This is a genomic window from Streptomyces sp. NBC_00440 (assembly GCF_036014215.1).
In the GTDB taxonomy this organism is placed as follows: Bacteria; Actinomycetota; Actinomycetes; order Streptomycetales; family Streptomycetaceae; genus Streptomyces.
The window spans coordinates 6,066,656-6,090,218 of sequence record NZ_CP107921.1; the positions used below are offsets into that span (position 1 = coordinate 6,066,656).

General features: G+C 70.9%; 16 protein-coding genes. 11 read left to right on the forward strand and 5 right to left on the reverse strand.

Features of this window, described 5'->3' with window-relative positions:
- Positions 1-33 precede the first annotated feature (33 nt).
- Positions 34-921 (reverse strand): CAP domain-containing protein, encoded by an 888-nt coding sequence (locus OHB13_RS27340; RefSeq protein WP_328378816.1) that lies wholly within the window; start codon positions 919-921, stop codon positions 34-36.
- A gap of 133 nt (positions 922-1,054) precedes the next feature.
- Between OHB13_RS27340 and OHB13_RS27345 the strand changes: the two genes are divergently transcribed.
- From OHB13_RS27345 to OHB13_RS27360, 4 genes are all read left to right on the forward strand, one after another.
- Positions 1,055-1,336 (forward strand): acylphosphatase, encoded by a 282-nt coding sequence (locus OHB13_RS27345; RefSeq protein ID WP_266852558.1) that lies wholly within the window; start codon positions 1,055-1,057, stop codon positions 1,334-1,336.
- A gap of 391 nt (positions 1,337-1,727) precedes the next feature.
- The gene (locus tag OHB13_RS27350) at positions 1,728-1,943 is read left to right on the forward strand and encodes a hypothetical protein (RefSeq protein ID WP_164267867.1); all 216 of its coding nucleotides are present in this window, start codon (positions 1,728-1,730) and stop codon (positions 1,941-1,943) included.
- 233 nt (positions 1,944-2,176) lie between these two features.
- Positions 2,177-5,995 carry an AAA family ATPase gene (locus OHB13_RS27355; protein ID WP_328378817.1) on the forward strand — a complete coding sequence of 1,273 codons (3,819 nt, stop codon included), beginning with the start codon at positions 2,177-2,179 and terminating at the stop codon, positions 5,993-5,995.
- A gap of 147 nt (positions 5,996-6,142) precedes the next feature.
- Entirely contained in the window at positions 6,143-7,561 is a 1,419-nt protein-coding gene (locus tag OHB13_RS27360) for a sugar porter family MFS transporter (protein ID WP_328378818.1), read from the forward strand.
- Between the two features lie 52 nt (positions 7,562-7,613).
- Here the strand turns inward: OHB13_RS27360 and OHB13_RS27365 are convergent, their stop codons facing one another.
- Positions 7,614-8,594, reverse strand: a complete 981-nt coding sequence (locus OHB13_RS27365; protein WP_266852549.1) for an LLM class flavin-dependent oxidoreductase — start codon at positions 8,592-8,594, stop codon at positions 7,614-7,616.
- A gap of 61 nt (positions 8,595-8,655) precedes the next feature.
- Positions 8,656-10,125: a purine-cytosine permease family protein gene (locus OHB13_RS27370; RefSeq protein WP_328378819.1), complete on the reverse strand. Its 1,470-nt coding sequence runs from the start codon at positions 10,123-10,125 to the stop codon at positions 8,656-8,658.
- A gap of 193 nt (positions 10,126-10,318) precedes the next feature.
- On the opposite strand from OHB13_RS27370, the gene ftsY reads away from it, so the two are divergent.
- Complete coding sequence (ftsY, locus tag OHB13_RS27375; protein WP_266852545.1) at positions 10,319-11,539, forward strand: signal recognition particle-docking protein FtsY; 1,221 nt, start codon at positions 10,319-10,321, stop codon at positions 11,537-11,539.
- Positions 11,540-11,756: 217 nt separating this feature from the next.
- Here the strand turns inward: ftsY and OHB13_RS27380 are convergent, their stop codons facing one another.
- Positions 11,757-12,413 carry a bifunctional DNA primase/polymerase gene (locus OHB13_RS27380; protein ID WP_328378820.1) on the reverse strand — a complete coding sequence of 219 codons (657 nt, stop codon included), beginning with the start codon at positions 12,411-12,413 and terminating at the stop codon, positions 11,757-11,759.
- A 428-nt stretch (positions 12,414-12,841) separates the two neighbouring features.
- On the opposite strand from OHB13_RS27380, the gene nsdA reads away from it, so the two are divergent.
- The 5 genes from nsdA (at position 12,842) to ffh (ending at position 20,626) form a co-directional block, all read left to right on the forward strand.
- On the forward strand, positions 12,842-14,317 hold the full coding sequence (gene nsdA / locus OHB13_RS27385; protein ID WP_328378821.1) for a transcriptional repressor NsdA: 1,476 nt from the start codon (positions 12,842-12,844) through the stop codon (positions 14,315-14,317).
- A 393-nt stretch (positions 14,318-14,710) separates the two neighbouring features.
- Entirely contained in the window at positions 14,711-16,099 is a 1,389-nt protein-coding gene (locus OHB13_RS27390; RefSeq protein ID WP_328378822.1) for an ammonium transporter, read from the forward strand.
- Entirely contained in the window at positions 16,096-16,434 is a 339-nt protein-coding gene (locus OHB13_RS27395; protein ID WP_327295004.1) for a P-II family nitrogen regulator, read from the forward strand. The genes OHB13_RS27390 and OHB13_RS27395 overlap by 4 nt, the downstream gene beginning before the upstream one ends.
- Positions 16,435-16,476: 42 nt before the next feature.
- Entirely contained in the window at positions 16,477-18,924 is a 2,448-nt protein-coding gene (locus OHB13_RS27400) for a [protein-PII] uridylyltransferase (RefSeq protein WP_328380402.1), read from the forward strand.
- A gap of 157 nt (positions 18,925-19,081) precedes the next feature.
- Positions 19,082-20,626 (forward strand): signal recognition particle protein, encoded by a 1,545-nt coding sequence (ffh, locus tag OHB13_RS27405; protein WP_266852535.1) that lies wholly within the window; start codon positions 19,082-19,084, stop codon positions 20,624-20,626.
- Between the two features lie 114 nt (positions 20,627-20,740).
- On the opposite strand, the gene OHB13_RS27410 is transcribed toward ffh, so the two are convergent.
- Positions 20,741-21,583: a methyltransferase domain-containing protein gene (locus OHB13_RS27410; protein WP_266852533.1), complete on the reverse strand. Its 843-nt coding sequence runs from the start codon at positions 21,581-21,583 to the stop codon at positions 20,741-20,743.
- Positions 21,584-21,803: 220 nt separating this feature from the next.
- Between OHB13_RS27410 and proS the strand changes: the two genes are divergently transcribed.
- Complete coding sequence (gene proS, locus OHB13_RS27415) at positions 21,804-23,249, forward strand: proline--tRNA ligase (RefSeq protein ID WP_266852531.1); 1,446 nt, start codon at positions 21,804-21,806, stop codon at positions 23,247-23,249.
- The last annotated feature ends 314 nt before the right edge of the window (positions 23,250-23,563 follow it).

A 23,563-nucleotide genomic window follows, 5' to 3' on the forward strand; every position in this document is an offset into this window, starting at 1 on the left:
GCCGGGGTCCGGCCGCTCACCGGCCGGACCGGCTCAGTAGCCGAAGTCCTGGGTCCACCAGGGCCCGCCCGGGCCGAAGTGGACGCCGACGCCGAGCGTCGTGAAGTCGCAGTTGAGTATGTTCGCGCGGTGGCCCGGGCTGTGCATCCAGGAGTCCATCACGGCGGCGGCGTCGGCCTGGCCGCGTGCGATGTTCTCGCCGCCCAGGCCCTTCACGCCCGCCTTGTCCGCCCGGTCCCACGGGGTGGCCCCGTCGGGATCGGTGTGGTCGAAGAAGCCCCGGGACGCCATCTCGGCGCTGAAGGCCCCGGCCAGCGAGGCGAGCCCCGTATCGGCCCGCACCGGCCGGCAACCGGCCTGGGCCCGCTGCTGATTGACCAGGCTGAGAACCGCCGCGGCGGCGCTGCTCTCGGCACTGGTGGCCGCTTCGGTGTGGGCGGACTCGGTGCGCCGGGGCGTCGCACCGGGCGCCGCCGTGCGGGCCGGTGCCGTGCTGGGCGACGCGGGGGCGCTCTTCTTCCGCTGCGACGGTACGGCGGGAGCCTTCGGCTTGTGCGCGGACGGCGAGGCCGACGGGGCGTGTGCGCGGGCGGTTGCCGGACCGGCCGGTGCGGACGGGGTGTCCGATGCGGGTGTGGCCGACGATCCGCCCTGGGTCTGGAGGTCGGGTACGCCGTCGGCGCGGACCTGGTCACTGCCGCCCGATCCGCCCACCGTGTAGGTGTCGCCGCCGGGCAGCAGCCCCGATGCCATCGCCACGGCGCCCACCGCGACGGCCGCCGACACGCCCAGCAGCCCGGTGCGCAGGGGTGTGGAGCCCCGGCCCTTGCCGTGGGCCCGGTTCCGCCGCCGGTTCCCGGAAGCCGCCGGATCATCAACGGTGGCGGAACCGGCTGCGGCGGAGCGGCTGTGGCGTCCCATGCGCGGTGCCCTTCCTCGTGCTCGGCGTCGGCGTGACTCACCCGTACAGGTGAAGCTCAATGGCCAGGGACTGTAGCGGATGGGCCGTGGGGGCGAAGTGCTGCCGGGGTGATTGGCCGGTTAGCGTGCAGACATGAACGAAGATGTACGGCTCGCCGCCTGGGTGCGCGGCAAGGTCCAGGGCGTGGGGTTCCGCTGGTTCACCAGGGCGAACGCCCTGCGGATCGGTGGGCTCACCGGATTCGCCCTCAATCTGGAGGACGGCAGGGTGCAGGTCGTCGCCGAAGGACCGCGGGAGAAGTGCGACCTCCTCCTGGAGTGGCTGAGGTCGTCCGACACACCCGGCCGCGTCGACGGTGTCAGTGAGATCTGGGACACTCCGCGGCACATCTACCAGACCTTCGAGATCCGCTGACGCGCCCGGTCCCGGCGGTGGCCGGGGGCCCCGCCGATCTGCCTCTGACATATGTGTGAGGCAGAAAATGCCTGGTGGTTGCCAAGAAGCGCTCTCCGTGCCAGGCTGCCGCAGTAGGAATGATCTCCACGCCCCCTGGGCCCCGCAGGAGAGCCGCACCGGACATCGTCCGGCGTGTGCCCCCGGGTCTGCCCATCGATACGGGGTGTGATCGTGTTGACCGTCAAACTTTTTGGTGAGACTCTGGAAGCCCCGCGCACCTCAGCTGCTCGGCAGCGAGAAACGCAGAGAAAACAGCAGAGAAGACAGAGGCTGCCGAGTTCCGCGGGTGCGATTCCCCCTACGACCCACCACTCTTCGGTCGGTCACTCAGTGTGGAGGACCATCCATCATGGCAAAGGCGCTTCTCGGTTACGTCGGCGGTTCCGACCCGCGACTTCTCTCCGAGATGCGACGGCTTCAGCAGCGCGTCCAGGACCTCGAATCCGAGCTCGTACGGATTCAGTCCGAGAACGACGCGCTGGCCGCCGCAGTCCAGCACCACGGAGATTCGTTGCTCGACGGTATCGACATGGACGTACCCCAGGCGGAGCCTGCGCTCACCTGACCCACACCCCACAAGGGTACCGGCCGGGCTGATCCGTACAGCCGCTTGAGATCCAATGCGCAAGGATATGCAAGGGACGCTTCGGCGTCCCTTCTTTCTTTCTGCCTTTTCTGTCTCTTTCCCCCCGGTCGCTCCCCGCCCCGTCACGCACTGCCGCGTGTGCTTCCTTTAACGTCTGATGTGCCCTGCACCTTCATGGGTGAAACCGGCAGTGAAAGGTAGAGTCCGGCGGCGTGCACCTCAAGGCCATGACCCTCCGCGGGTTCAAATCCTTCGCCTCGGCCACCACTCTCCGGTTCGAGCCCGGCATCACCTGTGTCGTGGGGCCCAACGGATCAGGCAAGTCCAACGTGGTCGACGCGCTCTCCTGGGTCATGGGGGAGCAGGGCGCCAAATCGCTGCGCGGCGGCAAGATGGAGGACGTCATCTTCGCCGGGACGACCGGCCGGCCGCCGCTGGGCCGCGCCGAGGTCTCGCTCACCATCGACAACTCCGACGGTGTGCTGCCCATCGAGTACGCCGAAGTCACCATTACCCGGATCATGTTCCGCAATGGCGGCAGCGAGTACCAGATCAACGGCGACACCTGCCGGCTGCTGGACATCCAGGAACTGCTGTCGGATTCCGGGATCGGCCGCGAGATGCACGTCATCGTCGGACAGGGACAGCTCGACTCCGTACTGCACGCGGATCCGATGGGGCGCCGGGCCTTCATCGAGGAGGCCGCAGGCGTACTGAAGCACCGCAAGCGCAAGGAGAAGGCGCTGCGGAAGCTGGACGCGATGCATGCCAACCTCGCGCGGGTGCAGGACCTCACCGATGAACTGCGCCGCCAGCTCAAGCCGTTGGGCCGGCAGGCCGCGGTCGCCCGGCGCGCCGCCGTCATCCAGGCCGACCTCAGGGACGCGCGGCTGCGGCTGCTCGCCGACGATCTGGTGACGATGCGCCGGGCGCTGCGGAGCGAGATCGCCGACGAGGCCGCGCTGAAGGAGCGCCGGGAGACCGCGGAGACGGCGCTCAAGGCCGCGCTCGCACGCGAGGCCGGCTTGGAGGACGAGGTGCGGCAGCTGGCACCGAGGCTCCAGCGGGCCCAGCAGACCTGGTACGAGCTGTCGCAGCTGGCCGAGCGGGTGCGCGGTACGGTCTCGCTCGCCGACGCGCGGGTGAAGAGCGCGTCCGCCGCCCCCGATGAGGAGCGGCGGGGCCGTGATCCCGAGTCCCCCGAGATGATGGAGCGCGAGGCCGCCAGGATCCGGGAGCAGGAGGCCGAGCTGGAGGCCGCGCTGGAGTCCGCGGAGCGCGCGCTGGAGGACACCTCGGCGCACCGGGCCGAGCTGGAGCGGGAACTCGCCGCCGAGGAGCGCAGGCTCAGGGACGCCGCCCGTGCCATCGCCGACCGGCGCGAAGGGCTCGCGCGGCTGAACGGGCAGGTCAACGCGGCCCGCAGCAGAGCCGGTTCGGCGCAGGCCGAGATCGACCGGCTCGCCGAGGCGCGGGACGGGGCGCAGGAGCGCGCCGAAGCGGCCCAGCAGGAGTACGAGCAGCTCAAGGCCGAGGTCGACGGGCTCGAAGCCGGTGACCTGGACCTCGCCGACCGGCACAGCGCGGCGAAGTCGGCGCTGGCGGAGGCGGAGACCGCGCTCACCGCGTCCCGGGAGGCGGCCACGGCCGCCGAGCGGGAGCGGGCCGCGCTGGCGGCCCGGCACGAGGCGCTGGCGCTCGGGCTGCGCCGCAAGGACGGCACCGGGGCGCTGCTCGGAGCCGATGACCGCCCGGCCGGTCTGCTGGGCCCGGTCGCGGAGCTGCTGACGGTGGCCGCCGGGTACGAGGTCCCGGTGGCTGCCGCGCTGGGTGTGGCGGCCGACGCGCTCGCGGTGCGCGACACGGCCACCGCGGTGGACGCGATCCGCCGGTTGCGCAAGCAGGACGCCGGCCGCGCGACCCTGCTGCCCGGCACGGCCGCGGCACCGGTGCGGGAGTCCGGCGCCGGTGGGCTGCCGGGCCAGGTCCGTACGGCCGTTCCCGGGCAGCCGGGCGGCGGGGCTCCTGAGGTGCCGGAGGCCCGGCATGGCGACGACGGTGCGGGGGCTGCTTCGGAGGACCGGCCCGCGGGTCGGCCCGGAGGGCATTCCGGCGGTCAGGCAGCAGGCCATTCAGTAGGCCGGCCCGCAGGCCACGAGGACAGCGGTGCCGGTTCTGTCCCGTCCGGCGGGACCGGACCGGGACCGGACCGTGCCGCCCTCGCTCTCGCGGCGCCCTTCGCCGTCGATCTGGTCGGCGGCCCCGCCGAACTGCTGCCCGGGGTGCGGAGACTGCTGCGCGACATCGTCGTCGTAGGCACCCTCGAAGACGCCGAGGAGCTGATCGCCGAGCGGCCCGGGCTGACCGCCGTGACCGCCGAAGGCGATGTCCTGGGAGCGCACTTCGCACACGGCGGGTCCGCCGGTGCGCCCAGCCTGCTGGAGGTGCAGGCGTCCGTGGACGAGGCCGCCGCCGGGCTGGCGGAGCTGGCCGTACGGTGCGACGAGCTGGCCGGCGCGCAGCGCGCCGCGGCAGCCCGGCGCGCGGAGTGCGCGGCGCTCGTCGACGAGCTGGCGGAACTACGGCGCGCAGCCGACCGGGAGAAGTCCGGTGTCGCCCAGCAGCTCGGGCGCCTGGCCGGGCAGGCGCGGGGCGCGGCGGGCGAGGCCGAGCGGTCGGCGGCGGCCGCAGCCAAGGCCCAGGATGCGCTGGAGCGTGCGACCGGCGAGGCCGAGGAACTGGCCGAACGGCTGCTGGTGGCCGAGGAGTCACCGATGGAGGAGGAGCCGGACACCTCCGTACGGGACCGGCTGGCCGCCGACGGGGCCAATGCCCGGCAGACCGAGATGGAGGCCAGGCTCCAGGCCCGTACCCATGAGGAGAGGGTCAAGGGGCTCGCGGGGCGGGCCGAAGCACTCGACCGGGGAGCGCGCGCCGAGCGTGAGGCCCGGGCGCGCGCCGAGCAGCGCCGCGCCCGGCTGCGCCACGAGGCAGCGGTCGCGTCGGCCGTCGGCGACGGGGCGCGCCAGTTGCTCGCCCATGTCGAGGTGTCGCTGGTCCGCGCCGAGCAGGAGAGGGCCGCCGCCGAGGCCGCCAAGGCCGGGCGCGAGCAGGAGCTGGCCGCCGAGCGGAACCGGGGCCGCGACCTCAAGGCCGAACTCGACCGGCTCACCGACTCGGTGCACCGCGGTGAGGTGATCGGAGCCGAGAAGCGGCTGCGGATCGAGCAGCTGGAGACCAGGGCGCTTGAGGAGCTGGGCGTGGAGCCGGCCGGTCTGGTGGCCGACTACGGCCCGGACCAGCCGGTGCCGCCGTCCCCGGCCGCCGAGGGTGAGGAGCTGCCCGACGATCCCGACCATCCGCGGAACCAGCCGGTGCCGTTCGACCGGGCCGGACAGGAGAAGCGGCTCAGGTCGGCCGAACGGGCGTACCAGCAACTCGGAAAGGTGAATCCGCTCGCTCTGGAGGAGTTCTCCGCACTGGAGGAGCGGCACAAGTTCCTCTCCGAGCAGCTGGAGGACCTGAAGAAGACGCGGGCCGACCTGCTGCTGGTGGTCAAGGAGGTCGACGAACGCGTCGAGCAGGTCTTCACCGAGGCGTACCGCGACACCGCACGCGAGTTCGAAGGGGTCTTCGCGCGGCTCTTCCCCGGCGGCGACGGACGGCTGATCCTGACCGACCCCGGCAACATGCTCACCACCGGTGTGGACGTCGAGGCCCGGCCGCCGGGCAAGAAGGTCAAGCGCCTGTCGCTGCTCTCCGGCGGGGAGCGGTCGCTGACCGCCGTGGCCCTGCTGGTGTCGATCTTCAAGGCCAGGCCCAGTCCGTTCTATGTGATGGACGAGGTGGAGGCCGCGCTCGACGACACCAACCTCCAGCGGCTGATCCGGATCATGGAGGAGCTCCAGGAGAGTTCCCAGCTCATCGTGATCACTCATCAGAAGCGGACGATGGAGGTGGCCGACGCGCTCTACGGCGTCTCCATGCAGGGCGACGGGGTCTCCAAGGTCATCAGCCAGCGTCTCCGCTGAACGGGCCCCGCCGGGCAATCGGTCCCGGCCGGGCTGAGCGGCCCTCAGATGCGCCGGTCCTCAAGTGGTGGGCGCCCGGAAGCTGTGCGGAACTGGAGGGGCTCGTACCCCCATGGCCGTCATCGCGGACGGGCCCGAGGAGCTCATGTGACAAGCACGGCGAACACACCGCAGGCCGGAGGCGCCCCGGCTGCCCCGGAGCACCTCGCTCACGTCATCTTCATCACGGCGGCGGCCGCGATGGGCGGGTTCCTGTTCGGCTACGACAGCTCGGTGATCAACGGAGCCGTCGAGGGCATCCGGGACAAGTACAACATCGGTTCGGGGACCCTCGCCCAGGTCATCGCCGTCGCCCTGATCGGCTGTGCGATCGGCGCGGCGACGGCCGGCCGCATCGCCGACCGCATCGGGCGTATCCGCTGTATGCAGATCGCGTCCGTGCTGTTCACCATCAGCGCCGTCGGCTCAGCGCTGCCCTTCGCCCTGTGGGACCTGGCCCTCTGGCGCATCATCGGCGGTTTCGGCATCGGGATGGCATCGGTCATCGGTCCGGCCTACATCGCCGAGGTCTCCCCGCCCGCGTACCGCGGCCGGCTCGGGTCCTTCCAGCAGGCGGCGATCGTCATCGGCATCGCCGTATCGCAGCTCGTCAACTACGGCATCCTCCAGACTGCGAACGGCAACCAGCGGGGGAAGCTGCTCGGTGTCGAGGCATGGCAGCTCATGCTCGGTGTCATGGTGATCCCGGCCGTCATCTACGGACTGCTCTCCTTCGCCATCCCCGAGTCGCCCCGCTATCTGATCGAGGCGGGCAAGCCGGACCGGGCCAGGAAGGTGCTGTCCGAGGTCGAGGGCTCGCACGTCGATATCGACGCGCGGGTGGCCGAGATCAAGCTGGCCATGAAGCGCGAGCACAAGTCGAAGTTCAGCGACCTGCTGGGCGGGGGATTCTACTTCAAACGCATCGTCTGGATCGGTATCGGCCTCTCGGCCTTCCAGCAACTGGTCGGCATCAACGTCGCGTTCTACTACTCCGCGACCCTGTGGCAGTCCGTCGGTATCGACCCTTCGACCTCGTTCCTGTACTCGTTCACCACGTCCATCATCAACATCATCGGCACCGTGGTCGCCATGATCTTCGTGGACCGGATCGGCCGCAGGCCCCTCGTGCTGATCGGTTCCGTGGGCATGGTCATCGGGCTCGCCCTGGAGGCCTGGGCCTTCTCGTACCATCTCGTCGGCGGCAAACTGCCGACCGCCCAGGGCTGGGTCGCGCTCATCGCCGCCCACTGGTTCGTGTTCTTCTTCGCGATGTCGTGGGGTGTCGTCGTCTGGGTCTTCCTCGGCGAGATGTTCCCGAACAAGATCCGTGCCGCCGCGCTCGGGGTGGCCGCCTCGGCCCAGTGGATCGCCAACTGGGCGATCACGGCCAGCTTCCCGAGCCTCGCCGGCTGGAACCTCTCGGCCACGTACGTGATCTACACCGTCTTCGCTGTGCTCTCGATCCCCTTCGTGCTGCTGTTCGTGAAGGAGACCAAGGGCAAGACGCTGGAACAGATGGGCTGAGGCCGGGTCTGCCCTGCTCCCGCCCTCGTGCCCCGCTCCCGCCCGCCCCGGTTCAGCTCTTGAGCCGGGGCAGCACGCGCTCGGCGAAGAGGTGCAGACTGCGCCAGCCCTCGTCCACCGGTATCCCGCCGCACAGCGGATGCAGTACGAGGCTCCCGGCGCCGCCCTCGGCCAGGGCCACGCACTCGTCCGGGGTGACGATCCGGTAGACGCCCTCCGCGCGCAGCCCGTCCACCGTCTCCGCCGCCGAACGGACCGCGGAGTGGATGTCCTTGGACTGCCAGGAGGAGTAGGTGCGCGCCTCGTGCAGGAAGTACTCGCCGTACTCGGCCCAGGTCCGGTCGGGATCCTCCGCGATGTGCAGCAGCGGGGTCTCGGCCTCCGGCATCATGCAGAAGCCCTCGGTCCCGTACTCCGCGCGCTGCTGGTGGTAGTAGGCCTCAAGCTCCGGCAGATACGCGCTCGGGAACAGCGGCAGCCCCAGCCGCGCCGCCCGGCGGGCGGCCGCCCGGGACGATCCGCCGACGAGCAGCAGCGGGTGCGGGGTGGTGTACGGGCGCGGGGTGACCCGGACCGTACGCCCGCGGTACGCGAACGGCTCCCCGGTCCACGCGGCCAGCAGGGTATCGAGCAGCTCGTCCTGGAGCCGGCCGCGCCGGGTCCACTCGACGCCCTGCTGCGCGTACTCGTCGGGCCGGTAGCCGATGCCCGCCACCGTGACCAGCCGGCCGGCGCTGATCAGGTCGAGGACGGCGATGTCCTCCGCGAGGCGCAGCGGGTCGTAGAGCGGGCCGATGATCGCGGAGACGGTGACCGCGATCCGGCGGGTGGCCCCGAAGACGGAGCCCGCGAAGACGAACGGGGAGGGCAGCCAGTTGTTGCCGACGCCGTGGTGCTCCTCGGTCTGGACGGTGTCGACGCCACGGTCGTCCGCGTACGCGGCCATCTCCAGGGCGGCGCGATAGCGGGCGGAGAGTGACTCGGGGGTCGCCCGCGGATCGACGAGATTGAACCTGACGACTGTGAAGGCCATGACGGGAAATCCCCCTTCGCCGGGTGGGAGCTGGCGAAGGGGGACGGTAGCTGACGCAGCGTCAGATAGGTAGACTCGCGGGCTCACGGTCGGCGTCGGGACCCTGGCCCGTCGCGCCGCCCTGCGCCTTCGGCTTCGGGAGTACGGCGTAAAGCACGCCCGAGACGAGGATGGTGACCACCCAGCCGAGGCCGTTGCGGCCCAGCCAGGTGTCCGCGAACGGTCCGCTGAACCAGGCCGAGCCCGCGGTGCCCGCCGTGGTGAACAGCATCCCGGTGATGAGCGCGGCGAGCCAGGCGCCGACGGCGGCGGGGCTGAAGCCGCCCCGGTACCAGTAGGCGCTGGTCCGGGTGGTGTCCATCAGGGCCACCGGGTCGTACTTCCGGCCGAGCAGCATGTCCGCGCCGAAGACCCCTATCCAGGCCGAGAAGGCCACCGCGAGCAGCGACAGGAACGCGACGAAGGAGCCGAGGAAGCTCGTCGCCGCCAGCATCAGGACCAGCCCGAGCACCACGCTGATCACGGCGTTCACGGAGACCGCCCAGGCGCGCGGCACCTTGATGCCCAGCGTCAGCGCGGTGAAGCCGGCCGAGTACATCGACATCGCGTTGATCAGGACCATGCCGACCACGGCGATCAGCAGGTACGGCACCGCGATCCACATCGGCAGGACCTTGCCCAGGAAGGAGACCGGGTCGGACGCGTTCGCGAGGTCCGGGGTGGAGACCGCCATCACGGCGCCCATCAGCACCATCGGCAGCACGACGATGCCCGCGCCGCCGATCGACGCGCCGACCATGCCTCCGCCGGAGGCACGCCGCGGCAGGTACCGGGCGAAGTCAGGACCGGACGGGACCCAGCTGAGGCCGCCCGCGGCAATCAGCCCTATGCCCGCGACCAGTGAAGCGGTGGTACCGGCGGGCTTGGCGAACACGGCGGACCAGTCGGTGTCGGCGATCAGATAGACCAGCACCAGGACGGAGAAGATCCCGAAGAGATACGTGGACCACTTGTTGCACAGGTGCAGGGCGTTGATGCCGAGGCCCGAGATCAGGAACGTGGCAGCGACGAAGAGCAGCAGGGTCACGACGATCAGCGGGGTGCTGCTGTGGATGCCGAAGCAGATGTCCAGCACGGTGAGCAGCGCGTACGCACCGGTCACCGCGTTGATCGTCTCCCAGCCCCAGCGGGCGATCCAGATCAGCGAGCCGGGCAGCAGATTGCCGCGCTGGCCGAACACCGAACGGGACAGGGCCATGCCGGGGGCGCCGCCGCGCTTGCCGGCGATGCTGATGAAGCCGACCAGACCGTAACTGATGACCGGGGCCACGAAGGCGGCGATCAGTGCCTGCCAGAAGTTCAGCTTGTCGGCGACGACCAGACTCGCGCCCATCGCGAGGAGCAGCACACTGATATTGGCGGCGACCCAGGTCGGGATCAGGTCGCGGACACGGCCCTTGCGTTCGGTGTCCGGGACTGGTTCGAGACCGCGGGTTTCCACCGCGCCTTCGACGTCGGAGGCGTGGGGCATGAAGTTACTCCGTGCACGTGTGAGGGGAGTTGGGGACGGGGGAAAGACGATGTGACGCGCGTAGATAGCGACATCATGGTAGGGCCGCCGGGAAAATTTCAAATAGAGGATTTAGTCCCTTGTGTGTTCCCACGAAGGGACCTACGGCCGGGCCGTGACCGAACGCTGAGCCGTGACTGATACTGGGTGGGTTATGGAAATCGTGATCCTTGCTGTAGTCATCGCCCTGGTCGCTGTCGGCGCGATCAGCGGGCTCGTGGTCAGCAGCCGCAAGAAGAAGCAGCTGCCCACGGCACCGCCGAGCGCGCCGACCATCACAGCGCCTCCCGCCGAACCCCAGGTCGGCGAGGACGCTGCCCCACCGCGCGACGAGTCGCGCCGCACCATCGAGGAGGTGGACCTCCCACCGGCCGACGAGGCCGCGGGCGCCCCCGCCGCGGTCGAGGACCCGGTCGTCGCGGAGCCCGTCGCCCCGCGGATCGAGATCCCGGAACCGACCGAGGGCCGTCTCGTACGGCTGCGCGCCCGGCTCGCCCGCTCGCAGAACTCGCTCGGCAAGGGACTGCTCACCCTGCTCTCCCGCGACAACCTCGACGAGGACACCTGGGAGGAGATCGAGGACACCCTGCTCACGGCCGACGTCGGTGTCGCGCCGACCCAGGAGCTGGTCGAGCGGCTGCGTGAGCGGGTCAGGGTGCTCGGCACCCGTACGCCGCAGGATCTGCGCGCCCTGCTGCGCGAGGAGCTGCTGAACCTGCTCGGTACGGACTTCGACCGCGAGGTCAAGACCGAGGGCGGTCTGGAGACCCCGGGCGTCGTCATGGTCGTCGGGGTCAACGGCACCGGCAAGACCACCACCACCGGCAAGCTCGCCCGGGTCCTGGTGGCCGATGGCCGCAGCGTGGTGCTCGGCGCGGCCGACACTTTCCGGGCCGCCGCCGCCGACCAGCTCCAGACCTGGGGCGAACGGGTCGGCGCCCGCACGGTGCGTGGCCCCGAGGGCGGCGACCCCGCGTCGATCGCCTTCGACGCGGTGAAGGAGGGCATCAAGGAGGGCGCCGATGTCGTCCTCATCGACACCGCCGGGCGGCTGCACACCAAGACCGGCCTGATGGACGAGCTCGGCAAGGTCAAGCGGGTCGTGGAGAAGCACGGACCGCTGGACGAGGTGCTGCTCGTACTGGACGCGACGACCGGGCAGAACGGCCTGGTGCAGGCGCGGGTGTTCGCCGAGGTGGTGGACATCACCGGCATCGTGCTGACCAAGCTGGACGGTACGGCCAAGGGCGGCATCGTGATCGCCGTCCAGCGCGAACTGGGCGTACCGGTCAAGCTGGTCGGCCTCGGCGAGGGCCCGGACGACCTGGCCCCGTTCGAGCCCGAGGCATTCGTGGACGCGCTGGTCGGGGAGTGAACCGGGCCGCCTGAAGCCCCGGCTGTCCGAAGGCACGGTGGCCGACGACACAGAGTCCGAAGCCGCAGCGTCCGAAGACCCGGCCGTACGACGCCACTGCGTCCCAGGACCCGGCGTCCGAAGCAGGAAGAACCGCGAAGGGCCCCGCCACACGGTGCAGATGTGGCGGGGCCCTTCGCGCTGTCCCGCGCCGGCGCCGGCCGGCACGGGAGGCGTGTCAGGCGGGGACGTGGCGGTGGCAGACGTACGCGAGGGTGCCGAGCAGCAGCCGGGCCTGGGGCGGTCCGCTCGCCGTCTCCAGGGGCGGGGGGCGCAGCCAGCGGGCCGGGCCCAGGCCCGCGTGGTTCGAGGGCGGGGCGGTGATGTGCTCGCCGGGACCCAGGCCGTGCAGATCCAGGTCCGCATCGTCCCAGCCCATCCGGTAGAGCAGTTCGGGGAGTTCGCGGGCGGCGCCCGGGGCGACGAAGAACTGGGCCCGGCCGTCCGGGGTCGCGCTCACGGGGCCCAGCGGGAGCCCCATGCGCTCCATCCGGATCAGGGCCGTGCGCCCCGCGGGCTCGGCAACGTCGATGATGTCGAAGCAGCGGCCGACAGGCAGCAGCACCGCGGCGCCCGGCGTCAGGGACCAGGCTCTCGTCGCTTCACCGAGGGTGGCCCCCGCGGGCACCTCGGGCGCGAACCCGAGGGGATGGGCGCCCGGTGACGCGCATCCGGCCTCTCCGCAGGAGCAGTTGCCCGCAGCGGCGCGCGCGCCGGGAACCACGTCCCAGCCCCAGAGTCCGGTGAACTCGGCCACCGCCGTGCTCTGCGGTGTGCGGCCGCGACGCCGGGTGCCGGAGCGGATGTCCCGGATGCCGCCGATAGTGAAGCCCATGCCCTCTCCAACGGGTCGTGCGCGCCGGTGGTTACGACCTGGAGCCTCTCCGTCACCCTGCGTTGCAAACACCCTGATCGGGGAGGTGCGGGGTGACGTTGGGGGTGGTGCGGAACGATTCACGCGCCCCGGCGTGCACCGCTCCACCCGATCCTGATCGTCGAGTGTCAAGTCAATCGCGCCTGGCGGCAGGCGCGTTCATTCGAAGGGGTGGCGAATGGTGGCGTTTCCGGGATCGCCCTCGCCGGGTGCGTGATCGTAGGATTACTTTCAGTGCACGAACCCTCGGGTCGGATGCACTCACGGGTATGCCGGGGGCAAGCCGGTTTTCTGTTCGAAGGGGCGCAAGCGCCGGACAGCGAACCTCAACTCGCGGCATTCTGATATGGGTTGGCGTAATGAGGCTTCAGCGGGATGGGGGCGTTCCAGTGGGCGGCAGTGGCGACGGCGAGACGGGTGCCGGCAAACGCCCGAACGAGCGGCTCGGATCGTGGTTCGTGCGCAGCGGCTGGTCGAAGGGCGAGCTGGCGCGCCAGGTGAACCGCAGGGCGCGGCAGATGGGCGCGCACCACATCAGCACCGACACCTCGCGGGTGCGGCGCTGGCTCGACGGCGAGCAGCCGCGTGAGCCCATTCCGCGCATCCTCTCGGAGCTGTTCTCCGAACGCTTCGGCAGCGTGGTCGCCATCGAGGACCTGGGGCTGCGCGCGGCGCACCAGTCACCCTCGGTGTCCGGAGTCGACATGCCCTGGGCGGGCCCGCAGACGGTCTCGCTGCTCAGTGAGTTCTCCCGCAGCGACCTGATGCTCGCGCGGCGCGGCTTCCTCGGCGCCTCGCTCGCACTGGCCGCGGGCCCGACGCTCATCGAGCCGATGCAGCGCTGGCTGGTGCCCACGCCCGCGGGCGAGCCCACCGCGGAACTGCCCGCCGACCACGCACGGCGACCGTCCAGGCTCTCGCGGCCCGAGCTCGAACTGCTGGAGTCCACCACGGCGATGTTCCGCCAGTGGGACGCCCAGTGCGGTGGCGGGCTGCGCCGCAAGGCGGTCGTCGGTCAGCTGCACGAGGTGACCGACCTGTTGCAGGAGCCCCAGCCGGGAGCCACATCGAAGCGGCTGTTCCGGTGCGCGGCCGAACTGGCCGAGCTGGCCGGGTGGATGAGTTACGACGTCGGTCTCCAGCCCACCGCCCAGAAGTACTTCGTGCTCGCGCTGCACGCGGCCAAGGAGGCCGGGGACAAGCCACTCGGCTCGTACATCCTGTCCTCGATGAGCCGGCAGATGATCCATCTCGGCCGCCCCGACGACGCCCTGGAACTCGTCCATCTCGCCCAGTACGGCAGTCGCGAGTGCGCCACCCCCCGCACCCAGGCGATGCTGTATGCGATGGAGGCCCGCGCCTACGCCAACATGGGCCAGCCGAGCAAGTGCAAACGGGCCGTGCGGATGGCCGAGGACACCTTCTCCGACGCGGGCTTCGACGGCGAGCCGGAGCCCGACTGGATCCGCTTCTTCTCGGAGGCCGAACTGAACGGCGAGAACGGCCACTCGTACCGGGATCTCGCCTATGTGGCCGGCCGCAGCCCCACCTACGCCTCGCTCGCGGAGCCGGTCATCGACAACGCGGTCGCGCTCTTCGAGAAGGACGACGAACACCAGCGTTCCTACGCGCTGAACCTCGTCGGGATGGCCACCGTCCATCTGCTGAAGCGGGAACCCGAGCAGTCCACCTGCTTCGCCACCAAGGCCCTGCACATCGCCAAACGCGTCCGCTCCGAGCGCGTCAACACCAGGCTCCGCAAGACCGTCCACACGGCGGTCAGGGACTTCGGCGACATCCCCGCGGTCACCGACCTCACCGAACGTCTCGCCGAGCAGCTGCCCGAGACGGCCGAAGCGGTCTGAGGCCCCAGCCGCTCCGCTCACAGATACACAGCGCCAGTGAACAGACAGCAGTAGACAGACAGCAGTGAACAGACAGCAGTAAACAAAGGCCCCGGCCACGACAGTCACCCCGTGATGCCCGACTCGGCTCCCCCACGCCAGGTCAACAGGGTGACCGTCGTGGCCGGTTTTCGACCCGCCCGGTGGTGTGCGCGGGGGCGGAGCCGGACCCCGGGCCCGCCCTCCACGTCATCCGGGCGTAACACGCACCACCTCTTCGTCACTGCGGTGAAACATCACGCGGCATCGGCGGAAACGGCGCGGCGCCAGTCTCTGACGCATGACAGGCCGCTGTTCCGCCGCTCTCCACAGCCCCCGCCCGCAGGTGGCCGCACCGACGACGAGGAGACGCCGATGCCCACAGGCATCATGACCCTTGCTGCAGAAGCCCCGAAGCTGTCGTCCGCCAACACCGGGTTCATGCTCATCTGCTCGGCCCTGGTGATGGTCATGACTCCGGGCCTCGCCTTCTTCTACGGAGGCATGGTCCGGGTCAAATCCACCCTGAACATGCTGATGATGAGCTTCATCAGCCTCGGGATCGTCACGATCCTCTGGGTGCTCTACGGATTCAGCGTCGCCTTCGGATCGAGCAACGGATTCTTCGGCTGGTCCAAGGACTACCTCGGACTCAGCGGCATCGGACTCACCCAGCTCTGGCCGGGCTACACCATCCCGGTCTATGTCTTCGCCGTCTTCCAGCTGATGTTCGCGATCATCACCCCGGCGCTGATCAGCGGTGCGCTGGCCGACCGCGTGAAGTTCACCGCATGGGCGCTGTTCATCGTGGGCTGGGTCACGGTCATCTACTTCCCGGTCGCGCACTGGGTCTGGGCGTCCGACGGCTGGCTCTTCAAGAAGGGCGTGATCGACTTCGCCGGCGGTACGGCGGTCCACATCAACGCGGGCGCTGCGGCACTCGGCGTGATCCTGGTGACCGGCAGGCGCGTCGGCTTCAGGAAGGACCCGATGCGCCCGCACAGCCTGCCGCTGGTGATGCTCGGCGCGGCCCTGCTGTGGTTCGGCTGGTTCGGTTTCAACGCCGGATCGTGGCTGGGCAACGACGACGGCGTGGGCGCGGTGATGTTCATCAACACCCAGGTGGCCACCGCGGCCGCGATGCTCGCCTGGCTCGCGTACGAGAAGTTCCGCCACGGCTCCTTCACCACGCTCGGCGCGGCATCCGGCGCCGTGGCCGGGCTGGTCGCCATCACCCCGTCCGGCGGCGCGGTCAGCCCGCTCGGCGCCATCGCGGTCGGCGCCATCGCCGGTGTGCTGTGTGCTATGGCCGTCGGTCTCAAGTACCGCTTCGGATTCGACGACTCGCTCGACGTCGTCGGCGTCCACATGGTCGGCGGCATCGTCGGCTCCCTGCTCATCGGGTTCTTCGCGACCGGCGGGGTGCAGTCCGACGTGGCGGGTGTCTTCTACGGCGGAGGCTTCCACCAGCTCGGCATCCAGGCCATCGGGGTCTTCTCGGTCCTCGGATACTCGCTGGTCGTGTCGGCCGGCCTGGCCTTCCTGATCGACCGGACCATGGGGATGCGGGTCACCGAGGACGTCGAGGTCACGGGGATCGACCAGGACGAACACGCCGAGACGGCATACGACTACAGCGGGGCGGGTGGCGGCTCCCGGACGTCCGCGACCGCCCCGGGCGACGCGGCGGGCACCGCGGTCAAGGCGGGCACCGCAGCCAAGACGGGCAAGGCAGGTCCGGCGAACAAGAAGGTGGACGTATGAAGCTCATCACCGCGGTCGTGAAGCCGCACCGGCTGGACGAGATCAAGGAGGCCCTCCAGGCCTTCGGCGTCCAGGGCCTCACGGTCACCGAGGCCAGCGGCTACGGCCGCCAGCGCGGCCACACCGAGGTCTACCGGGGAGCCGAGTACACCGTGGACCTGGTGCCGAAGATCCGGATCGAGGTCCTGGCCGAGGACGCGGACGCCGAACAGCTCATCGACGTGGTGGTGAAAGCCGCCAGGACCGGCAAGATCGGTGACGGCAAGGTCTGGAGCGTTCCGGTCGAGACAGCGATCCGGGTCAGGACCGGCGAACGCGGTCCTGACGCGCTCTGAACGACGAGAGACGGGAACTGCCGGGTGACGAGTGCCGACGAGATGACCGGTCAGACCGACGACCCCGGACCCAGCGGTTATGCGGCGGCCCGGCTGTCCCTCCTCCAGGAGAAGACGGACCCCGGGCCGCCGCGCCGTTCGGCCCTGGCCCGGCTGACCGACGCGTGGATGAGCGCGCTCTTCACCTCGGCCGCCGAGGCCACGGGGGTGCACGGCGCGGCCCTGGTGGCCGTCGGGGGATACGGGCGCGGCGAGCTGTCACCGCGCAGCGACCTGGACCTGCTCCTGCTGCACGACGGCAAGGCGGACCAGGGCGCCATCGCCTCGCTCGCCGACCGGGTCTGGTACCCGGTGTGGGACCTGGGGCTCGACCTCGACCACTCGGTACGGACACCGGGTGAGGCGCGCAGGACGGCGGGCGACGACCTCAAGGTCCAGCTCGGGCTGCTGGACGCCCGGCACGTCGCCGGTGACCAGGGGCTGATCACCGGGCTGCGGACGGCGGTACTCGCCGACTGGCGCAACCAGGCGCCGAAGCGGCTGCCCGAGCTGTACGAGCTGTGCCAGGAGCGCGCCGAGCGCCAGGGCGAGCTGCAGTTCCTCCTCGAACCCGACATCAAGGAGGCCAGGGGCGGGCTGCGGGACGCCACCGCGCTGCGCGCCGTCGCCGCGTCCTGGCTGGCCGACGCACCCCGCGAAGGGCTGGACGGCGCCCGCAGGCGGCTCCTCGACGTACGGGACGCGCTGCACCTGGTGACCGGGCGCGCCGGCGAACGGCTCGCGCTCCAGGAACAGGACCAGGTCGCCGCCGAACTCGGACTCCTGGACGCCGACGTGCTGCTGCGCGAGGTGTACGAAGCCGCGCGCACCATCTCGTACGCCGGCGACGTCACCTGGCGCGAGGTCAACCGGGTGCTGCGCGCGCGCTCCGCACGCCCCCGGCTGCGCTCCCTGCTCGGCGGTGGCGGCGGCAGGACAGCCGCGGCGGAACGGACCCCGCTCGCGGAAGGCGTGGTGGAGCAGGAGGGCGAGGTGGTGCTGGCCCGCACGGCCCGGCCCGAGCGCGACCCCGTACTGCCGCTGCGGGCGGCAGCCGCGGCGGCGCAGGCCGGGCTGCCGGTCTCCCTGCATGCCGTGCGCCGGCTGGCGGCCGGCGCACGCCCGCTCCCGGTGCCCTGGCCCGCCGAGGCCCGCGAACAGCTGGTCACCCTGCTCGGCGCGGGCGAGTCCACGGTGCCGGTCTGGGAGGCGCTGGAGGCGGAGGGGCTGATCAGCGGGCTGCTGCCGGACTGGGAGCGGGTGCGGTGCAGGCCGCAGCGGAACGCCGTGCACACCTGGACCGTCGACCGGCATCTCGTCGAGACCGCCGTACGGGCGTCCTCGCTGACCCGCCGGGTGGGCCGGCCCGACCTGCTGCTCGTCGCGGCCCTGCTGCACGACATCGGCAAGGGCTGGCCGGGCGACCACTCGGTGGCCGGCGAAGTCATCGCCCGGGACGTGGCCACCCGGATCGGCTTCGACCAGGCGGACGCCGAGGTGCTCGCCGTCCTCGTACGCCACCATCTGCTGCTCGTGGAGACGGCGACCCGGCGCGACCTGGACGACCCGGCGACCGTGACCTCGGTCGCCGGAGCGGTGAAATCCGCCGCCACGCTGGAGCTGCTGCACGCGCTGACCGAGGCCGACGCGCTGGCGACCGGGCCCGCGGCCTGGTCCTCCTGGCGGGCGTCGCTCGTGGACGACCTGGTCGGCCGGGTCGCCGCGGTACTGGCGGGCGAGGTGCCCGAGGAGCCGGAGGCGGGCGCGCCTGGCGCCGAGCACGAGCGGCTGGCCGTCGAGGCGGTGCGCACCGGCGGCCCGGTCCTGGCCCTGCATGCCAGGACCGGGGAACCGCAGGAGGACGGCGCCCCGGAACCGGTGGGCGTGGAACTGCTCATCGCGCTCCGCGACCGGCCCGGCGTCCTGCCCGCCGTCACCGGGGTGCTGGCGCTGCACCGGCTGACCGTGCGCGCGGCCGACCTGCGCGCCGTCGAGCTGCCCACCGAACTGGGCCCGGAGGTGGCGGTGCTGCTGCTGACCTGGCGGGTGGCGGCCGAGTACGGATCGCTCCCGCAGGCCACGAGGCTGCGCGCCGATCTCGTACGGGCGCTGGACGGATCGCTGGACGTCCGCGCCAGACTGGCCGAACGGGAGGCGGCCTACCCGCGCCGACGCGGGGTCAAGGCGCCGCCGCCCCGGGTGAAGGTGGCCCCCGCCGGCTCCCGGCTGGCCACCGTGATCGAGGTCCGCGCGCAGGACGCACCGGGGCTGCTGTACCGGATCGGCCTGGCGCTGGAGACGGCCGGGGTGGCGGTACGCAGCGCTCACGTCTCCACGCTCGGGGCCAACGCGGTGGACGCGTTCTATGTGACGGGACAGGACGGGGAACCGCTCCCGGCGGAGGAGGCGGCCGGGCTGGCCAGGGAGCTGGAGGCCGGGCTGCGGGAGTGAGCGAGAGCGGGGCCCGCGCGCCGGCCGGCCGGGTCCCGCGCCCTGCCCCTTCTGCCCCTGCCCCCGACAGAGGGGAGGGGCAGACCCGACCCACCCGGTCCGGATACCCTGGGGTCCAACCGTCCCCCCGCCCCCGACCCGAGGATCCGCGACCGCCGTGTTCGATACCCTCTCCGACCGCCTTGCCGCGACTTTCAAGAACCTCCGGGGCAAAGGGCGCCTCAGCGAGGCGGACATCGATGCCACCGCGCGCGAAATCCGTATCGCCCTCCTTGAGGCGGACGTCGCGCTGCCCGTCGTCCGCGCCTTCATCAAGCAGGTCAAGGAGCGCGCGGCCGGCGCCGAGGTCTCCCAGGCGCTGAACCCGGCCCAGCAGGTCATCAAGATCGTCAACGAGGAGCTCATCGGCATCCTCGGTGGCGAGACCCGCCGCCTCCGCTTCGCCAAGCAGCCGCCGACCGTGATCATGCTCGCGGGCCTCCAGGGCGCGGGCAAGACGACCCTCGCCGGAAAGCTCGGTCTCTGGCTCAAGGGCCAGGGCCACACCCCGCTGCTCGTGGCGTGCGACCTCCAGCGTCCCAACGCCGTGAACCAGCTGAGCGTGGTCGCCGAGCGCGCGGGCGTCGCCGTGTACGCCCCCGAGCCGGGCAACGGCGTCGGCGACCCGGTCAAGGTCGCCCAGGACTCGATCGAGTTCGCCAAGTCCAAGCAGTACGACGTCGTCGTGGTCGACACCGCGGGCCGTCTGGGCATCGACCAGGAGCTGATGCAGCAGGCCGCGGACATCCGCGACGCCGTCAGCCCCGACGAGGTCCTCTTCGTCGTCGACGCGATGATCGGCCAGGACGCGGTCAACACCGCCGAGGCGTTCCGCGACGGCGTCGGCTTCGACGGAGTGGTGCTCTCCAAGCTCGACGGCGACGCACGCGGTGGTGCGGCCCTCTCGATCGCGCACGTCACCGGCCGGCAGATCATGTTCGCCTCCAACGGCGAGAAGCTGGACGAGTTCGACACGTTCCACCCGGACCGCATGGCGTCCCGGATCCTCGGCATGGGCGACATGCTCAGCCTCATCGAGAAGGCCGAGCAGACCTTCAGCCAGGCCGAGGCCGAGCAGATGGCCTCCAAGCTGGCGAGCAGCAAGGGCGGCAAGGACTTCACGCTCGATGACTTCCTGGCTCAGATGGAGCAGGTCAGGAAGATGGGCAGCATCTCCAAGCTGCTCGGGATGCTGCCCGGCATGGGGCAGATGAAGGAGCAGATCAACAACATCGACGAGCGGGACGTGGACCGCACCGCCGCGATCATCAAGTCGATGACCCCGGCCGAGCGCCAGGACCCGACGATCATCAACGGCTCACGCCGGGCGCGGGTGGCCAAGGGGTCGGGCGTCGAGGTCAGCGCCGTGAAGAGCCTGGTGGAGCGGTTCTTCGAGGCGCGCAAGATGATGTCGCGGATGGCTCAGGGCGGCGGTATGCCGGGCATGCCGGGTATGCCCGGCATGGGTGGCGGCCCCGGTCGGCAGAAGAAGCAGCAGAAGCAGGCCAAGGGCAAGCGCAAGAGCGGTAACCCGATGAAGCGCAAGGCGGACGAAGAGGCCGCCGCCGCCCGCCGCGAGCAGGGCGGTGCGCCGGGCCTGCCGGCCGGTCAGGACGCGAAGAACTTCGAACTCCCGGACGAGTTCAAGAAGTTCATGGGCTGACCGACACCCGCGCGGCACGCACCCGTGCGTACGGCGAAGCGGCCCATGCCTCCCCGACATCCGGGAGGCACGGGCCGCTTCGCGTCGGTCGGGGGAGCCGGGCGGTCAGGGGGGTCAGGCCGTCCGGGCGACCACATAACGGAAGATGTTCGGCATCCACACCGTGCCGTCGCGCCGCAGATGGGGATGGAGCGCCTCGGCGACCTCCTTCTTCACCTGGTCCCGGTCCGTCGCCCGTATCGCCGCGTCGAAGAGTCCGGTCGAGAGCAGCCCCCGCACCGCGCTCCGCAGGTCCGCGTAGCCGAACGGGCAGGCGACCCGCCCCGACCCGTCGAGCTTCAGCCCGGCCCGCGCCGCGACCTCCTCCAGATCGTCCCTGCGCGGCTGGCGCACGGCATCGGCCAGTCGGGTGGCGACCCGCAGTACGGCCGACGCCGAGCAGCGCTCGGGCGGCCCCCAGCCGGTCAGGACCACCGCACTGCCGCGCTCCAACAGCGGCACCGCGTCCTCGACGGCGGGGGTCAGCCCGTCAGGGTCACCCGCGACGCCGCCCAGCGGCTCGAAAGCGGTCAGCAGGTTGTACGGCGCCGCCGTGACCGCCGAGGCGTCGGCAGGGCTGCCGTGCACCAGCCGGGGCCGACCGCGCCGTGCGCCCGGCGCACTGTCCGGGCCGTCGGGGAGCAGCCGCTCCCGGGCCAGCGCTATGCGCTCGGCGTGCGTGTCCACGCCCGTGACGCTCGCGCCGCGGGCGGCGGCCATGAGCAGGGCGAGCCCCGAGCCGCAGCCGATGCCGAGCAGCCGGGTGGCGCTGCCCGCGTCCAGCCGCTTGTAGACCGCTTCGTACAGCGGCACCAGCATCCGTTCCTGGATCTCGGCCCAGTCGCGGGCACGGGCGACCGCTTCCTCAGTGGGAGTCGCAGCCGCGGACCGGTGGTTCCGGACGAGCGTTGATGACATCGAAGCGCCCCAATTCGCCGAGAGATCAGTTGTGCCCTGTGTGCAAAACCCCCGTGCAGATGTGCGCGCACTGTCCCTTTGCCAGAGAACTCCGCATCCGCGCGCAAGTCCAGGGGTGGTGAGGCAATGCTTGCGTTCCCGGAATATGCATCCCGACCGTGCGCCTCCGGGAGCAAAAATCAATCACGCTTCCGGAGGTACTCGCCGTACGATTCGCGCCATGAAAAAGACTCCCGTTCTCACGCCCCGGGCGGACGACTTTCCCCGCTGGTACCAGGACTTGATCAACAAGGCCGAACTCGCGGACAACGGCCCGGTGCGGGGCACCATGGTCATCCGCCCGTACGGCTACGGGCTGTGGGAGCGGATGCAGCAGGAGCTGGACGCCCGCATCAAGGCCGCGGGCGCTCAGAACGCCTACTTCCCGCTCTTCATCCCCCAGTCTTACCTGACTCGCGAAGCTGAGCATGTCGAGGGATTCGCACCGGAGCTCGCCCTGGTCACCCACGCCGGCGGTAAGGAGCTCGAAGAGCCGGTGGTCGTGAGGCCCACATCCGAGACGATCGTCAACGAATACTTCTCGAAATGGGTGCAGAGCTATCGCGATCTGCCGCTGCTGATCAATCAGTGGGCGAATGTGGTCCGTTGGGAGATGCGGCCCAGGGTGTTCCTGCGCACCACGGAATTCCTGTGGCAGGAGGGGCACACCGCCCACGCGAGCCGCGAAGAGGCCCATGACTACGCTGCGTACATCCACCGGGACGTCTACGCGGATTTCATGGTCAATGTGCTCGGTATCGATGTCGTGCCCGGCCGCAAGACCGCCGCTGAACGGTTCGCGGGCGCCATCAACACCCTGACGCTCGAAGCCATGATGGGGGACGGCAAGGCCCTCCAGATGGGCACGAGCCATGAACTGGGCACCAACTTCGCCAAGGCGTTCCACACCGAGTACCTGTCGAAGGACGGCGACCGGGAACTGGTCTGGCAGACCTCCTGGGGCGCCACGACCCGGCTGGTCGGCGGGCTGATCATGTCGCACGGCGACGACAGCGGCCTGCGGGTGCCGCCCCGGCTCGCGGCCGTGCAGGCCGTGGTGGTCGCCATCAAGGGAGACGAGGCGGTGGCGAAGGCCCGCGAGACCGGCGCGCGGCTGGAGGCGGCGGGGATCAGGGTCCGCGTCGACGACCGCACCGACATCCCCTTCGGCCGGCGGGCCGTCGACTGGGAGCTCAAGGGCGTCCCGGTACGGATCGAGATCGGCCCGCGGGACCTGGCGGAGGGGACGGCGGTACTGGTCCGCCGGGTGGTGGACCCGCACGCCACCGACGCCTCAGACGGTCACGGCGGCAAGGAGTCCGTACGGCTGGACGAGCTGCCCCGGCTGCTGCCCGCGGTGCTCGAAGAGGCGCAGAGCCGGTTGCTGCTGGAGTCGCGGGAGCGCCGGGAGTCCCGTACCAGCGACGTGCGGACGGCCGGTGAGGCCGCCGAGGTGGCGGCCGCGGGCGGCTGGGCCAGGATTCCGTGGGCCCTCCTCGGCCCCGAGGGCGAGGCCGCACTCGCCGGGCACTCGGCCTCCGTACGGTGTCTGGTCGCCGAGGACGGGTCGGTGCCGGAGTCGGACGACGCTCCCGGTAACGTCGCTCTGGTCGCTCGTGCGTACTAGGTCCTGTCCGGCCCACGAAGATCGGCCGGACGGGACCTAGCCGCTCGTACTGGCCGTGCGTACTGCCTGTGCGCCGGTGAATCGGCCGAAACGCCCCTTGCGCGCCCGCCGGTGAGGTGCGAACCGGCGTGGGACCCATGGCTGCGCGCCGGGGCGTACGAGACCCTAAGTACCACCTTGGTGTGAGCTGTGAGGCTTCTCCGCAGATCAGCGCACCCGCCCTCGTCCGGACGCATCAAGGGCAACTGACGGGTAGGTGCAAATTATTTGGGATGCCCCGGAATAGGAACACAGCGGCACCCCGGCTCGTTGTC